Source organism: Lactobacillus ultunensis DSM 16047 (genome assembly GCF_001436305.1).
Classification (GTDB): Bacteria; Bacillota; Bacilli; order Lactobacillales; family Lactobacillaceae; genus Lactobacillus; species Lactobacillus ultunensis.
Map to the genome: position 1 here is coordinate 14,958 of NZ_AZFO01000026.1, position 15,962 is coordinate 30,919.

General features: G+C 36.5%; 13 protein-coding genes. 3 read left to right on the forward strand and 10 right to left on the reverse strand.

Translation table 11 applies throughout. The features are described from left to right. Positions 1-10: 10 nt before the first annotated feature. Both pfkA and FC57_RS07820 read right to left on the reverse strand, forming a co-directional pair. Positions 11-973, reverse strand: coding sequence for a 6-phosphofructokinase (gene pfkA / locus FC57_RS07815; RefSeq protein WP_007125531.1), 963 nt, complete (start codon positions 971-973; stop codon positions 11-13). A gap of 168 nt (positions 974-1,141) precedes the next feature. Continuing rightward, entirely contained in the window at positions 1,142-4,249 is a 3,108-nt protein-coding gene (locus FC57_RS07820; protein WP_007125530.1) for a DNA polymerase III subunit alpha, read from the reverse strand. Positions 4,250-4,365: 116 nt separating this feature from the next. Here FC57_RS07820 and FC57_RS07825 point away from each other — a divergent pair, with 116 nt between their 5' ends. Next, complete coding sequence (locus FC57_RS07825) at positions 4,366-4,584, forward strand: YjzD family protein (RefSeq protein ID WP_007125529.1); 219 nt, start codon at positions 4,366-4,368, stop codon at positions 4,582-4,584. A 58-nt stretch (positions 4,585-4,642) separates the two neighbouring features. Here the strand turns inward: FC57_RS07825 and FC57_RS07830 are convergent, their stop codons facing one another. The 8 genes from FC57_RS07830 to uvrC form a co-directional block, all read right to left on the reverse strand. Further along, positions 4,643-6,199, reverse strand: coding sequence for a bifunctional metallophosphatase/5'-nucleotidase (locus FC57_RS07830; RefSeq protein WP_007125528.1), 1,557 nt, complete (start codon positions 6,197-6,199; stop codon positions 4,643-4,645). 59 nt (positions 6,200-6,258) lie between these two features. After that, complete coding sequence (rpmF, locus tag FC57_RS07835; protein WP_007125527.1) at positions 6,259-6,447, reverse strand: 50S ribosomal protein L32; 189 nt, start codon at positions 6,445-6,447, stop codon at positions 6,259-6,261. Between the two features lie 102 nt (positions 6,448-6,549). Then, complete coding sequence (locus FC57_RS07840; RefSeq protein ID WP_007125526.1) at positions 6,550-6,792, reverse strand: lipopolysaccharide assembly protein LapA domain-containing protein; 243 nt, start codon at positions 6,790-6,792, stop codon at positions 6,550-6,552. A 6-nt stretch (positions 6,793-6,798) separates the two neighbouring features. Beyond that, on the reverse strand, positions 6,799-7,593 hold the full coding sequence (locus FC57_RS07845) for an SDR family NAD(P)-dependent oxidoreductase (protein WP_007125525.1): 795 nt from the start codon (positions 7,591-7,593) through the stop codon (positions 6,799-6,801). After that, on the reverse strand, positions 7,590-8,528 hold the full coding sequence (rnz, locus tag FC57_RS07850) for a ribonuclease Z (protein ID WP_007125524.1): 939 nt from the start codon (positions 8,526-8,528) through the stop codon (positions 7,590-7,592). Before rnz ends, FC57_RS07845 begins: the two co-directional genes overlap by 4 nt. A gap of 18 nt (positions 8,529-8,546) precedes the next feature. Then, positions 8,547-10,466 (reverse strand): acyltransferase family protein, encoded by a 1,920-nt coding sequence (locus tag FC57_RS07855; RefSeq protein ID WP_007125523.1) that lies wholly within the window; start codon positions 10,464-10,466, stop codon positions 8,547-8,549. Positions 10,467-10,482: 16 nt separating this feature from the next. Continuing rightward, the gene (gene obgE, locus FC57_RS07860; protein ID WP_007125522.1) at positions 10,483-11,787 is read right to left on the reverse strand and encodes a GTPase ObgE; all 1,305 of its coding nucleotides are present in this window, start codon (positions 11,785-11,787) and stop codon (positions 10,483-10,485) included. A 78-nt stretch (positions 11,788-11,865) separates the two neighbouring features. Then, on the reverse strand, positions 11,866-13,668 hold the full coding sequence (uvrC, locus tag FC57_RS07865) for an excinuclease ABC subunit UvrC (protein ID WP_007125521.1): 1,803 nt from the start codon (positions 13,666-13,668) through the stop codon (positions 11,866-11,868). A gap of 136 nt (positions 13,669-13,804) precedes the next feature. Here uvrC and FC57_RS07870 point away from each other — a divergent pair, with 136 nt between their 5' ends. Both FC57_RS07870 and FC57_RS07875 read left to right on the forward strand, forming a co-directional pair. Further along, the gene (locus tag FC57_RS07870) at positions 13,805-14,416 is read left to right on the forward strand and encodes a DedA family protein (protein ID WP_007125520.1); all 612 of its coding nucleotides are present in this window, start codon (positions 13,805-13,807) and stop codon (positions 14,414-14,416) included. A gap of 114 nt (positions 14,417-14,530) precedes the next feature. Beyond that, positions 14,531-15,916 carry an APC family permease gene (locus FC57_RS07875; protein WP_040529381.1) on the forward strand — a complete coding sequence of 462 codons (1,386 nt, stop codon included), beginning with the start codon at positions 14,531-14,533 and terminating at the stop codon, positions 15,914-15,916. Positions 15,917-15,962 lie beyond the last annotated feature (46 nt).

A 15,962-nucleotide genomic window follows, 5' to 3' on the forward strand; every position in this document is an offset into this window, starting at 1 on the left:
ATCAACTAAATTAATATTTAGTCATTTCTTCATTTACATCCATAAGCGCATAATCGCCATGGTGCTTTCCGTCAAACAGATCAAGAATGTCGTGGGTTTCAAGTTCACTATTCTTAATGCCGACAGCTAAACCGCCCTTACCATTAAGAAGTAACTTAACAGCATAGTTACCCATCTTAGTAGCATTTACTCTATCTGTGACAGTTGGTGAGCCACCACGTTGCATATGTGCAAGGACATTAGCACGGGCATCAAAGTCACCGTATTTAAGTAATTCATCCTTAAATTTATCGGCAGCCATAACACCTTCCGCTAAGACAATGATACCATGATCTTTGCCATCTGCAAATCCACGTTTAAGAGTTTCTGCAATTTCCTTAATATCATATGGACGTTCAGGAATTACAATTGCATCTGCTCCACTTGCTACACCGACACGCATAGCAATATCACCGCATTCACGACCCATTACGTTAACAACGAATACACGGTGGTGACTGCTTGCTGTGTCACGAATCTTATCAATTGCGTCCATAGCAGTACGACAAGCAGAATCAAAGCCAATTGTATAGTCAGTATAAGGAATATCATTGTCGATAGTTCCTGGTAAACCGACTGAGTTTACGCCGTGACGAGTTAAGGCTAAAGCACCATGGTATGATCCGTCACCGCCAATAACGATAACAGCATCAATCCCATGTTTCTTCAATTGCTCTACACCCTTTTGTTGCACTTCTTCTTGTGCAAATTCAGGGTAACGAGCACTGTACAAAAATGTACCGCCTTCACTAATCTTGTGGTCGACATTTTCCGTTGTAAGAGGGATAAAGTCGCCCGCAACCAAACCAGCGAAACCATAACGAATTCCAAAGACTTCAAGGCCATGATGAATGGCAGTCTTTGTGACAGCTCTGATTGCTGCATTCATACCAGGGGCGTCTCCACCACTAGTTAAAATACCAATCCGTTTCATGAATTCACCTCATCATGATTATTTTGTGTAATTTCTCACATCAAATAAATATTAACATTTTTCAGGATAAAAAGCTCACAAAAATTGGCATAAATTAACCTTTCTTCCATTATTTAGAGATGGAAGCTCTTACATCTTTGAACCACTCAAGTATTTACAAAATGATATTTATTCCTTAAAGTTCACTTTTCGTAAATTGGTTAACAAATACTGAATCTTTTTTTGATCAAAACGGTCCCCTTGTGTTCGTAAACCTAACAGATAAATGTCTCCTGTCTTCAATGCCGCACTAAATTTTTCATATACTCCAGGGAAAATAATTACTTCCTGCTGACTTGATGAATCCGCAAAAGTCGCAAAAGCCATAGTTTTGCCATTCTTTGTTCGTATCTGCTTATACTTCATCAATTTACCAACACTAATACCAGATTCATTAATTTGAAACTGATTTAAAGCACGAGCATCAAACTTTTTAGCATATTTTTGCACAGCAACTAAGGGCGTAGTGGTCGTGGCAAAGCCTAATACTTTTTCTTCCATTTCAGCCTTTTCTGCATTCGTTGGCTTTTCAGCAGGTTTGAGCGGTGCATCCCCTAAAATCTCAGATAATGAAATATTTTGTCCCGTTAGTTGAACATTGGCAATAATTTCTTTGCAATTAGCCAACAATTCATTACGATTATCTTCAATTTGATCAAACGCCCCAGCCATTATCAAAGCTTCAATTGCATCAACTTGTAAAAACTTTGCATCAATTCTACGCAAGAAATCACTCAATGATTTATATTGCTTTTTATTTTCAGCAATTTCCTTAGCAAAATCTACTCTTAGTCCCTTAATAGCCTTCAAACCAACAAGAATATCATTATTTTCGAGTGAATAATCTAAATGACTACGATTAATATCTGGAGCCAAAATATGAATATCAGCTTCCTGAGCCTGCATGATATAACCTTGTGCCTTAACTGCAGTTGAAGAATTAAGCATAGCAGTATAAAAAGCTGCAGGATAATGTACTTTTAGATAAGCAAGCCAAAAAGCAATCTTAGTATAAGCTACCGCGTGCGATCTATTAAAACCATAATTAGCAAATTGCTCAATATAGTGATATACCCGCTCAGCGACTTCTTTAGGGTGGCCCTTCTTCACAGTACCTGTAATAAACTTGCTTCTTTCTTGTTCAATTACATCCTGTTTTTTCTTAGACATGGCCCGTCGCAAAATATCGGCTTCTCCTAAAGAAAAGCCTGCTAGAATTTGCGCTGTCTGCATAACTTGTTCCTGATAAACTAAAATCCCATAAGTTGGCTGTAAAATCTGTTTCAAGCTTGGATCCGGATATTTAACAGGTTCTTGCCCATTTTTTCGAGCTATAAATGTATCAATATTTTGCATTGGACCCGGTCGATACAATGCATTAACGGCAACTAAATCTTCAAAGTCATCTGGATGCAGCTTACGTAATACCTGTCGGATTCCTCCTGATTCAAATTGGAATACCGCATCCGTTTTGCCTTCCTGGAACAATTTCAGAGTTGCCTGATCATTTAAAGGTATCTTATTAGGATCAATATTTACTCCTTGTTGTCGAACCAAATCCAATATATTCCCTAAAACTGTTAAATTTCGTAAACCTAAGAAGTCAATCTTTAATAGACCTAGTGATTCAACATACTTCTTAGTTTGCTGCGTTACAGGAATTCCTAATGGACCTGCTTGCAAACCTGAAATTCCAGCAATGGAGTCATCGCTAATAACCAAGCCAGCAGCATGAATTGAATAATGTCTTGGTAGACCTTCTAGTTCCATCGCGGTTTTAAAAAGCAGCTTATTCTCAGGCGTAGCATCTACCAGCAAACGTAATTCACGCGATTCTTCATATGCACGCTTCAAAGTCATCTTGTCTTTAGAATATGGAATTGCACGTGCCCATTTATTAACTTCAACCATAGTTAAACCAAAAACACGTCCAACATCGCGTAATGCTTGCTTGGCTGCAAGCGTGCCAAATGTCAAAATTTGTGCTGCATGATCCATTCCATATTTTTGATACATGTATTTGATAACCGTATCACGGTGAATATCAGGGATATCCAAGTCAATATCTGGCATCTCATGACGAGCAGGATTAAGAAAACGTTCAAAAAGCAGATGATATTTTAATGGATCTACTTCAGTAATCCGAAGAGCATATGAAACCAATGATCCACAAGCAGAACCACGTCCCGGGCCTGTAGTAATTTTTACTCGGTGGCAATAATTAATTACATCCCAAACAATCAAGAAATAATTATCAAACCCCATTTGATTGATGACACGTAATTCATAATTTAATCTTTTTTGATATTCTGCAGGAACTTTTCCTTTGCCAAATCTAGCCTGCAATCCCGTTTGGGCTAAATGATGCAAATATTCTTCTGAAGTCGCAAATTTATCCTGGTGATATTTAGGTAAAACTGGCTTTTGGAAAATCACTTCTGCATTGCATTCTTCTGCAATCTTCCAAGTGTTATTAACAGCATCATCCAAATTGAAACGATGATAGCGCTCAAGCATTTCCTCAGCATTTGCTAAGAAATGCGAACCATCCTGTTTAGCTAATGGTATTGTATCCTGCATTTTTTGCCCACTACGAATAGCTCGCAGCGTTTTTTGCAAAAACTGATCCCGCGGCCGCAAATATTCGCAATCTTCTGTGGCTACTAAAGGCAACTCAAATTGTTTGGCCAGAGCATGAACGTAATCTACATAACTTTCACTACTGTTAGAAGCATAAACTCCCAAATAGAGTTCCGAAGTTAATTTCTTGAGATCACGAATATAATCGCTTCCCAACTGTTGATTCGTTTCAAATAGATTTAGCAATTCGCTATGAGTATTAGCCGGCACAATCACCAATAGATCGTCTAGATACTTTGTCAGTTCAGTCAAAGTTAGAATCTTATCATTTTGACCATTATCAGTTAATAAATTGATCGCGCTAGATAAACGCAACAAGTTATGATAACCAGCATTGTTTTTGGCAAAAACAATCAGATCATATTTTTGCGTACTATCAATTAAACCATTCAGTCTTACCTGCATCCCTAAAAGTGGCTTAATTCCCGCTCTTTTAGCCAGTTCATAAAAATTGACCAAACCATAAGTAACATTCACATCAGTTAGTCCTACAGCCTGATAGCCCTTTTCTTTAGCTGTTTTAAGCAGATCAACAATCTTAGTTGGACTATCAAGCAACGTAAATGAACTCAGGTTTTGAAGTGCTGCTAGTTGCATAGTTTAACCACCTTTCAGTACTTATTGCTATTAAATTAAGTATAACAAATTGCACTAATCTGGTTTGAAATTAGCTTCTATTTTTGATAAAATTCTACACGAAAGAAGGAATCAATATGGGTCGTTATATCGTCACAATCGTATGGAGCGTAATCTACATGTTTGTTGTAGGCTTTATTGCTGGTCCTTTAACCCAAAGTGCTTCATTTAATGCAAACGACGTTAAGACTTGCTTAATCGTTGGCGTTATCTTTGGTATTCTTTTCTCAGCAATTATTGCAACTATTACTGCTCGTTCACACAAAGATAAGAGTAAATACAGCAATTTAAAGTAACCAAATTTATTATTTGATCAAAAAAGACACGTGATAATTCTCACGTGTCTTTTTATTTTTAATAGAACTTATAATTTTTCTTCGTATCAACTTGAACATCGCCATGAGTCAAATATTCGCTGAACATTTGAACATAATCTTTATCCAACGTCATTTCTATCTTGTCCATGCTATATTCAGGGTAAAAACCGCCACCCATTGCACGATAATTGTTAACGGCCAAGTGATAGATCTTATCATCCTCAATCGGCTTGCCATGCAAAGTTAGCTTCGTTAAACGTTCACCTACTGGCTTAGAAAGATCAGCTTCATATTCAACTGGATAGAAGACATCAAAATGATAGAGCATTAGTTTAGGTTTAATCCAACGATCAATAAAACTAATCTTGCCATCCTTGTCTTTCTTTAAGAAACCAGCACTATGTTCAATAATATGGCGCAATTGTTTACCCGTTAATTTAACCCGACAAAGTTGGTTGGCATAAGGATAATTCAATAAAACGTCTCTCATAGTAACTGTCTTATCAAAACCTTTAGCTGTTTCACTCATAACCGCTGTGGCAGAAACATCTGCCTTAGTAAACCATAGCTGCATTTGTTGAATCAAATTAATGAAAGGTGCACCTTCAATTCTTCCCTTCATTGCATTTTCAATTCGAGCAGGTTTATCCAAATAAGCAATTGGTTGATCAAGCCAAGCTTGTGTTCTCTTATCAAGATCTGCAACTTTTTCAACTACTGCAGGATCCGGATCATAATCCTTTGTATCAATCAACTTAGTTGACATATTGGTAATCTTCTTAGTCTGATCATCAATATCAACAACAACTTCTGCTACAGCTTCACCACGATATCCCGGTTGAACAAGTGCTGTATTTTTAGCTACTAAATTCAAACGACGGTGTTGGTGACCAGTTAAGAAAACATCTACTTCAGGAATTTCCGTTAAAATTTTATAACCTTCATTTTCACCACGATGAGGTTCAGTTGCTTTACCTGTTTCTGGATCACTTTCAAAGCCACCGTGATACATGACTGCCAAAACATCTACCTTTGGACGTAATATCTTAGCATAATGCTTTATTCTGTCAAAAGCAGACACAAATTTTAAACCCGCAACATTTTCCTTAGGTTCCCAATGAGGAATATATTGAGTTGTAATACCCAAAATACCAATTTTCAGACCGTTTCTTTCAACAATGGTATATTCACGCCCAAAGAATGGTACATCAGTATTAGCATCCAAAACATTGTCATTAATTATCGGAGCGTCATTATGATCAACATAGAAGCTTAAATAATCAAGACCAAAGTTAAAATCGTGATTTCCCAAACAACGTGCATCGTAGCCAACTGCGTTGTATGCTTCGGTAAACTTATATAAATCATCATAATTGCCCGTTGAATGCGTATATGAAGCTAGAGGAGACCCCTGTAGGCAATCACCCGCATCAGTCACAACAACGTGATCAGCCCCGTATTTTTTCTTTTCAGCCTTAATAACAGAGCTGACCCTGCTCAAACTAAACGGTGCATTATAATCCGTCTTATTTTGATAATCAGTGGGCAATAAAAAACCATGCGTATCGCTAGAATGTAAAAATACTAATTTCATTTGCTAATTTCCTTTTCTGAGGCATAAAAAAAGACACCATCATTACAGGTGTCCTTTAATTAGTTATTGCCGTTATCGTTGTTCTTAACAACTTGACGACCCTTGTAATAACCCTTAGGTGATACACGGTGGCTTAAGCGGTATTCACCAGTAGTTGCATCATAGTGCATTGCTGGAACACTCAACTTAATATGACCACGACGTGAACGTTTCTTTTGTTTAGAAGTATGTCTTGCAGGAACTGCCATTTAATTTGATCTCCTTTATTGTAGTCTTAAGCTTCAGGATTATCGCACCCTGAATTACTCACGTGATTCAATCATACTATTCAATTAATAATAAATCAAGATTTATTCAGTTTTCTTCTTAGTTTTGTTTAAAATTGCTGGCTTTTTATTCTCTTTATGATCACGACCAAATAGCCATTCAATTACCATACCAATAATGACCATCACAACCAAGACCACGATCAATGGCAATTTAACTTTAAAAAAGCCAAAATTAATAGCTACTGGTGAGGTATTCAATATCACAAAAATCACAGCAATTAATGCGCAAATTGAACCAAGAATTAAATTTCTTTGTTTTTCCATAAACAACTACTTTCTGGAAGCAAATTCCAAAGAAAGCTTATCGCCAATTGTTGGGAACAGATTATAAAGCTTTGCTAATACTGCCAAGCTTAGTGGTAAATTAAGTTCACGTTTGTCGCTGCCAAAGAAGTGAACTACTTGCCAAGCAACATCATCTGGATCAAGCATAAATTCCTGAACATTCTTGACGTAGTTGCCGGTCTTATCAGCTACATTAAAGAAATTAGTGTAAACCGGACCAGGGTTAACGGTCATAACTTTCACGCCAAATGGCTTTAATTCAAGTCGTAATACGTTTGAAAATTGAATGACTGCAGCCTTAGATGCACTGTAAGCAGCTGATTTAGTGGTTGGCACTTTACCAGCAATAGAACCAAAGTTAACTATTTGACCAGTCTTTTGTTCCATCATTACACGGCCAATCAATCTGGTAAAGTACATTAAACCTAATACATTGACTTGGAACATATTGATAATGTCCTGCATTTTTTGTTCAACAAATTCTTCAAATTTGCCAAAACCAGCACAGTTAACTAAGAAGTCAATATGCTTCACTTGCTTAGTAATTTCATCAAAAGTTTTTTCAATATCTTCAGGCTTTCCCATATCTGTTGGGAAAACGTATGCTTTTGCTCCAGACAATTCCTTAGCTTCAGCGGCAATTTCATCAAGACGTTCTTTTCTTCTAGCAATTAAAATTACAGTAGCACCACGACCTGCACTTTCAAGTGCAATTGAACGTCCTATACCACTTGAAGCTCCTGTAATAACAACAACTTTATTTCTTAATGAATCTTTCATTCTTCTGAACCTTTCATTGGAATATTAACCCGATCAAAATCATTAACCAAAATAGTATTAGGAAATACTTTTTTAGCTTGATTCTCTAATTTCTTTGCTTTTGCACCCATATAGCGAGCAGAAATATGATTTAGACATAGCTTCTTAACATTCTCTTGGCGAGCAATCTGTGCCGCCTGAACGGAAGTAGAATGATAATAGTTATGTGCCATCTTGGCTTCATCCCCTGCAAAAGTCGATTCATGTACCAATACGTCTGCATCCTTAGCCAAACGAGCAATACTTGGAGTTGAACGGGTATCATAAATAATGGTAACAATCCGGCCTGGTTTCTCAGGGCCCAAAAAGTCTTTACCATTTAAGACAGTACCATCTGACAAGACAATTTGCTGTCCCTGCTTTAGTTTACCAAGAAGTGGTCCATTCGGGACATTATATTTTGCAAGTTTATCAATTAATAATTCACCAGGATGAGAATCTTCAACTATTCGAAAACCAAAACTAGGTATTCGGTGATCCAAGCGATCAGTATAAACACGAAAACTTTTATCCTGACAAATTAAACCTGGTTTAGATAATTCAACAAACTTGATTGGATATGAAACTTTCGTTCTTGATACTTTCAAAGAAGTCTTAACAAATTGTTCAATACCTGCAGGACCGTAAATCGTTAGAGGACCTACATCACCTTGGAATGAACGAGTTGACAATAAACCTGGCAAACCAAAAATATGATCCCCGTGATTATGCGAAATAAAAATCTTGGTAATCTTGCGGAGTCTAATATTTGTTCTCAAAATTTGATGTTGAGTTGCCTCTCCCACATCAAATAGCCATATTTCATTTAGCTCATCCAATAGCTTTAATGCAACACAAGAAACATTGCGCTGCTTAGATGGTTGCCCTGCTCCGGTGCCTAAAAATTCTAATTCCATGAAAATCCTATTTCTATACTAAAATTTTGAATGTTTAACAATTGATTTGGTAATAAAGGCACTATAATACTTTGACCCCTTAATATTAGGGTGAGTATGATCGCCATAGAACCAATTTGGATGATTCTTAGAATATGAATACCAATCAATTATTATAAGATTATGATACCGTTTTGCACCTTGTCTTAGCAAATTATTAACCGGATTTTGCCAATCTCTAGTTGGAACATGGACGTTAATCCAGAAAACCATTCTCTTTGGTCCAACCAAATGCATAATTCGATTTATATCATCCATAGTGAATGGCCCATTAGTTCCTAAGCCGAGCAATACGTTATCAGCTAAAACACCTTGCTTCTTATAATTGCTCAATAGACCAAAAGCAACAACCAACTGACGAGAGACAGCGGCATCAATCAAAGCTTTGGGCATTAATTGCTTTAAATTATTACTAGAACCGGCCATGACTGAATCACCAATTGCCGTAAGTTGAATTTTATGAGCTAACTGCAGGTCAACTTGAGAAATGCCGTACTTGACATATTCCTTATTGACAGGATGCTTTTTAGCACTTGCAATAGCCTCTTGCATAACTTTTGATTTAGTTTCTTTCTTCTTTTTTTGCTTCTTCAACTTTTTAATCAGTTTAGCGTTATCCTTCTTTTGCTTTTTTGCATTTTTATGGATACGTTCTGCTAACTGTGTTTTATTGAAATCTTCCGCTTTAACGTGAGGAGAAACAACAATTGCAGCACTACCAACAATAAAGATTAATGCCGCAAAAGCAGCCCGACCTTTCCTAGCATAATCTTTGGTTTCTAAATCAAAAATACGAGCAAAGTAACGTTTAGTTTTATCCCAAGTGATCTTACTCATTGGCTTTTCAATTAAACGATAAGTGATCTCACTAACTAACAAAATTAAAACCACTTCAATTACATGATAAAGAAGCGGATGATCGCCTATATTAGTAAACTTGTCCTCAAAGAAGATCATAATTGGAAACTGGTAAAGATAAATACCATAGCTTCTTGAGCCGATCCAATCAAAGATCTTATTAGTCATAATTCTATTCCAGTGACTACCTGGATGCGCCACTACTCCAGCAAAAATGCAGACATCAAGCGTAAATAGGAACATCCCTCTACAATAAGTGAAAGCTTGTTGTGGATCCATTGCTTTCGAGAAGAACATTACTAAAAGCAATACAAATGATATCAATCCCACTACATCGAGGATGAACGCCTCTTTTTTACGAACATTAGGATTAAGTTCCTCAATTGGCCAGATGACTGCTAATGCAGCACCGAATCCTAATGAAAAGAAACGAGTATCACTACCGTAATAAATACGATTAATATTAGCTTTCAGTAAGTACAAAGCAACCATTGCAATCACTGAAGCCATAGAAAGACCCATTAATATCCAGAAAATAGTCTTCTTTTTTCTAACTAATTTCACCAAAATGTAGATAATAATTGGCCATAAAATATAAAATTGACCTTCAATTGATATCGTCCAAAGATTAGTAAACGGCGATTCATTAGATGCAAAACGTTCAAAATAGCTTTGACCATTATGTATTTGCCAAAAATTATATACATTCAAGATGTTAGCCAATACAATTTGATTCAGCTTAACTAATAAATTTCGCTGAAAGACAAAAATATAGGCCGCACTGAGCCATAAGACTGATAATAGCTGCGGATAAATTTTCTTAATTCTACTTAAATAGAAATGACGATTATTGTAATAACCAGTCTTATCATATGACGTAAGCATATGATCTGTTACCAGGTAACCTGAGAGTACTAAAAAAATCGGCACTCCTAGATACCCTCCCATAAATGAATTAGGATCAAGGTGATAAAGAATTACCCCGATAACTGCTAATGCTCTAAGTCCAGAATATCCTGTAATAAACCTATTTTTTCTCATAATCTATCTCTACTTTTTATTGTACGAATTCGAAAACAAACTTGCCAATAGCGACATCATCACCATTAACTGCGCCTTTATCACGCAAGGCATCATCTACGCCCAATCGTTTAAGACGTCTAGCTAAACGCATGATTCCATCCTGGTGATCTAAGTTAGTCATTTGAACCAACTTCTCCAATTCTTCACCCTTGACGATGAATTCGTGTTCCCCAACTTTTTCTACTGTAAATTCATTTCTTTGTGGTGCTTTGTAGACGTATTGCTTCGTCTTTTCAGTGACCTTAGGCTCTTCTGAAGCACGTTCTTGTTCAACTTTTTCGACCAAAGTTGCAGTGTCATTCATTAATTTATTAACGCCTTGATGAGTCACACTAGAGATTTCATAAACAGGTTCATCGTTACCTTCAACTTTTAAAGCCTGTTTAAATTCTGCTAATTTATCCTCTGCACCTGGAATATCCATTTGTGAAGCTATGATTAACTCTCGTTTTTTAGATAAGTCATTTTCATAATTCTTCAGTTCTTTTCTAATAGTATGATAGTCATCGATTGCTTCACGTCCATTATTAGGATCCATAGAAACTAAATGCAAAATGACCTTAGTCCGTTCAACGTGTCGTAAGAACTGAATTCCAAGTCCTACACCCTTGCTGGCACCCTCAATTAATCCTGGAAGATCAGCCATCGAGAAATCACGACCATCGGGTAAAATAACCATCCCTAAATTAGGAGTTAAAGTCGTAAACTGGTAAGCTGCTATCTTAGGTTTAGCTTTTGTGGTTACAGATAACAAAGTTGACTTACCAACTGATGGAAAACCAACTAAGCCCACATCGGCTAAAAGCTTTAATTCTAACCGAAGAACCCGATCTTCACCTGGTTCACCATTTTCTGCAATTTCAGGAGCCGTATTAACACTGGTTGCAAAGTGAATATTGCCACGACCACCACGGCCACCTTTAGCTACAACTAATTCTTGTCCTTTTTTAACTAAGTCACCAATTAATTCGCCAGTATTAAAATCATAAACTGTTGTACCAACTGGTACCTTCAAATAAAGATCTTTAGCAGCTCGTCCATATTGTGACTTAATTCTGCCGTTTTCTCCGTTATCAGCCTTAAACTTGCGCCGATAACGAAAATCCATTAATGTACGCAAACCACTGTCAGCGACAAAAATGATACTGCCGCCGCGACCGCCGTCGCCACCAGCTGGTCCACCATTAGGGACAAATTTTTCATGGCGGAAAGCCACCATGCCATCGCCGCCTTTTCCGGCTTGTACTTCAATTTTAGTTTGATCAACAAATGTTGGCATGCTCTTCTCTTCCTTCCGTCTAATCTAACTTTTAATACTATACCACACAAACGCATTTGCTTGCGTGTTTTCTATATTTTAGAGCGTTAATTTTACTGTTTGTGCTTGAGGTAAAGTTAACCCTGCTGCACGCAATTCATCAATTGATGCTTCTTTTATCTTTTTCAGTGATCCAAAATTACGTAGAAGCTTATTACGACTCTTAGGACCAATACCTTTTATTGAATCGAGACGACTGGATAAAGCATTTTTAGCATGACGTCTTCTATGAAAAGTGATAGCAAAACGGTGGACTTCATCCTGTATTCTAGTCATCAAATAAAAACCTTCTGATTTTGGATTTAAAGGAATCAATTTTAATGGAATGCCATTAATCGGATCACCAAAAAGCAAGTGATTAGTGCGGTGCTTGTCATCTTTCACCATCCCTGCAACAGGAATATTTAAGTTTAATTCATTGCGTAAAACATCTTCACAAGCATCAACCTGAATCTGTCCCCCATCCATTAGGATCAAGTCAGGCATTTTTTTATGCTCGCGCAGAAGTCGACCATACCGTCTTCTAACTACTTCTCGGGTATTTCTAACTTCATCTCCACCATTTTGATGTTCAACTTCACCCTTAAGCTTATATTTACGATAAGAGGTTTTATCAGGTTCTCCATCTTTAAAAACGACCAAGGCTGAAACTGGATCAGCTCCCTGAATGTGAGAGTGGTCAAAACTTTCAATAATATGACCATACGGTAAACCTAGCGCATCAAAAATTTCTTTTTGTGCGCCTTTAGTCTTTCGATTCCCTAATTCCAGCAACCTAAACTTATCTTCTATTTTCAGTTTAGCATTGTCTTTTGCCATATCTAAAAGTGACTTTTTTTGCCCTCTTTGTGGTGTTCTTACAGGAACTTTTAATACTTCAGCTAAAGTAGCATTATCAAAGCCATCTGGTATTAATACTTCTTTAGGTAAAACCCTATTTCTTTGACCATAGAACTGCACAATAAAAGAAGTAAAGGTATCTTCTGGATCAGTTGTATCGGTTAAAGGAAACATCCTTGTCTCTCGTCTCAACAATTTTGCCTGACGCAAGAAGAAAATCTGAATAGAGATCCATGACTTGTCAACGTAATAATTAAAAATATCTCGCTGCGTATTATCATTGGAAATAATCTTTTGCTTTTCAACAGTTTCTTCAATATATTTCAATTGATCACGAATTTCCGCAGCTCGTTCAAACTCCAAGTTTTGCGAAGCTGTTTCCATTTTCTGCGTTAAATCTTGTTTAACCCAACCAATATCACCATTTAAAAAGCCTTTAATCTTCTTTATTTGTTCCTCATACTCTTTTTGAGGGACCTTTTTAAAACAAGCTCCCAAGCATTGTCCCATATGATAATAAAGACATGGTCTTCCCTGATAGCCATGACAACGACGTAATGGAAATACCTTTTGAATAAACTTTAAAGTTGCTTGTGCAGCATAGACATTAGGATAGGGACCAAAATAATAGCCCCCATCTTTATGTACAATGCTAGTTAATCGTGTTTGAGGGTCATGTTCCCGAGTAATCTCAATATATGGATAACCCGTTCCTTGTTTTAATTGAACATTATAATATGGCTGGTATTTTTTTATCAGAGTGATTTCGAGCAAAAAAGCTTCTTTATCAGTAGAAACAGTTATAATGTCATAATCTCTGATTTCACGTACTAATTCAGCACGCCGACCTACCTGTTTGCTTTTAAAATAGGAACGTACCCTATTTTTTAAGTTCTTAGATTTACCCACATAAATAACCGTTCCGTTAATATCTTTCATCAAATAACAGCCCGGTTTTTCTGGCAAAAGCTTTAATTTATTTTCAATTAATTGTGTCGCCATCTAATCGCATCCCAATAAAAATTTGCATTTAATAGTTTAACACAGCTTTTTTAAGAAGATATTAACTTTGCTTACAAGAAGTAGTTATCTAGACCAAAACTTGCTATATTTAAAGAAAAACTTTAGGAGAAAAGCGATGACTAACATAGTTTTTGATCTAATCAACCAATTTGGCTATCTAGCCATCAGTCTATTAATTGCAATTGAAAATATATTTCCTCCTATTCCTTCGGAAGTTATTCTTTCTTTTGCCGGTTTTGCCACACATCACTCACAGATGACAGTTCCGTGGGTAGTAATTTCGTCTACTATTGGAGCAGTTCTAGGAGCTCTTATTCTGTACTGGATTGGTACTTTATTAAACGAAGAACGTCTTGAAAAGATTTTTGATCACAGAATGTTTAAGATGCTTGGTTTCAAAAAAGGAGATGTTCAAAAAGCAATCACGTGGTTTAACAAGTATGGCACAGGTGCGATTTTTTATGGTCGTTGCATCCCTGTTATCAGAAGCTTGATTTCTATTCCCGCCGGTACTGCTAAGGTTAAGCTTTCCAAGTTTCTTATCTACACCACTCTAGGTAGTTTAATTTGGAATACGGTTTTAGTATCTCTAGGATCATATATGGGAGAAAAATGGGAAATGATCGTAACAATTTTTGAAGAATACTCTTTCATTATTGCCCTACTACTTCTCTTAATCATGATCTATGGATCTTTCAAATGGTATCAGAAAAAAATTAAAGCTTAAGATCGATTAAATTAGGTCCTGTTCTTCGGAACAGGACTTTTTTCTTCTTCAAAAAATTAAAAACATCATGTAAAATTAATCTATCTTTATACTTTATAAAAAGGGATGATTGCAATGAAATTTCATATTTTCAGAAAACAAAGCATTCAAAATTATCTCGGAAAAGATATTAAATTTTCTAAGACAATGAATGCTTTGGATTTAATATCGCTTGGCGTAGGGGCAGTAATCGGAACAGGTATTTTCATTCTTCCAGGTACGGTAGCTGCTACTTCTGCCGGCCCAGGAGTAAGTCTTTCATTTATGGTAGCCGCAATAGTTTGTGCCTTAGCAGGAATGTGTTATGCGGAATTTGCTTCTGCTATTCCTGTTGCTGGTAGTGCATACTCATACGGAAATATCGTTTATGGCGAATTCACTGGTTGGATTATTGGCTGGGCTTTAATTCTTGAATACATGCTTTCAGTTGCCACGGTTGCAGCTGGTTGGTCCTCATATTTTAGTTCCTTCATCAGTCCATTTGGGTTAAAAATTCCTAAAGCAATTTCAGGACCAATGAATCTATCTCATGGAGTTTACTTTGACTTAGTCTCAGTCTTAATTATTTTAGTTATTAGTATCTTACTTTCGCGAGGAATGAAGAATTCAATTAAGATCAATGTTGTTGCTGTTTTCATTAAAATTGCAATTATTCTGATCTTTATCTTTGTTGGCGTACAGTTTATTAAGCCTAGCAACTACCACCCATTCCTGCCTTACCATTTTCCAGGCGTGATTAAAGGTGCTACTACTGTTTTCTTTGCTTTCTTAGGCTTTGATGTTGTTTCATCTTCAGCTGCTGAAGTTAAAAATCCAAAAAAGAACATGCCACTGGGTATTATCGGCACCTTGGCAATCGCTGCTCTACTTTATTTTGGTGTATCAATTGTTTTAACTGGAATGGTTAATTACACAAAACTTGACGTATCTAATCCGGTCGCCTTTGCACTTCAATATGTTCATCAAGATTGGGTCGCAGAATTACTTTCCTTTGGAGCTATGTTAGGCATGGCAACTATGATGTTAACAATGATTTATTCTAGTTCCAGATTAATCTATGCTATGGCTCGTGATGGTCTCTTGCCTACAACTTTTAGCAAACTAGATTCCAAACATAAATCACCTCAAAACTCTTTAGTAGCCGTCACAATTATCATCGCCCTAGGCGCTGCCTTTTTCTCCGTAGATCAATTAGCTAACTTAGTTAACTTTGGTACCCTATTTGCCTTCACCTTAGTTTCCTTCGGTATCCTCAAGTTAAGAAAAAGAACAGATATTGTTAATGATGGTTTTAAAGTACCTGGTTATCCATATTTGCCTGTTATTTCTGGATTAATCTGCATTTTCATGATTTGTCATTTAAGTTCAGAAGTTTATCTAATGGCTATTATCTGGTTAATTTTGGGAACAATCATTTACTTCCTTTATGGTTATCATCATAGTCAACTAGAGCATGATTAAGGACACAAAAAAAGCGTACATTGTGATACAATCCCACTAAAGTGGA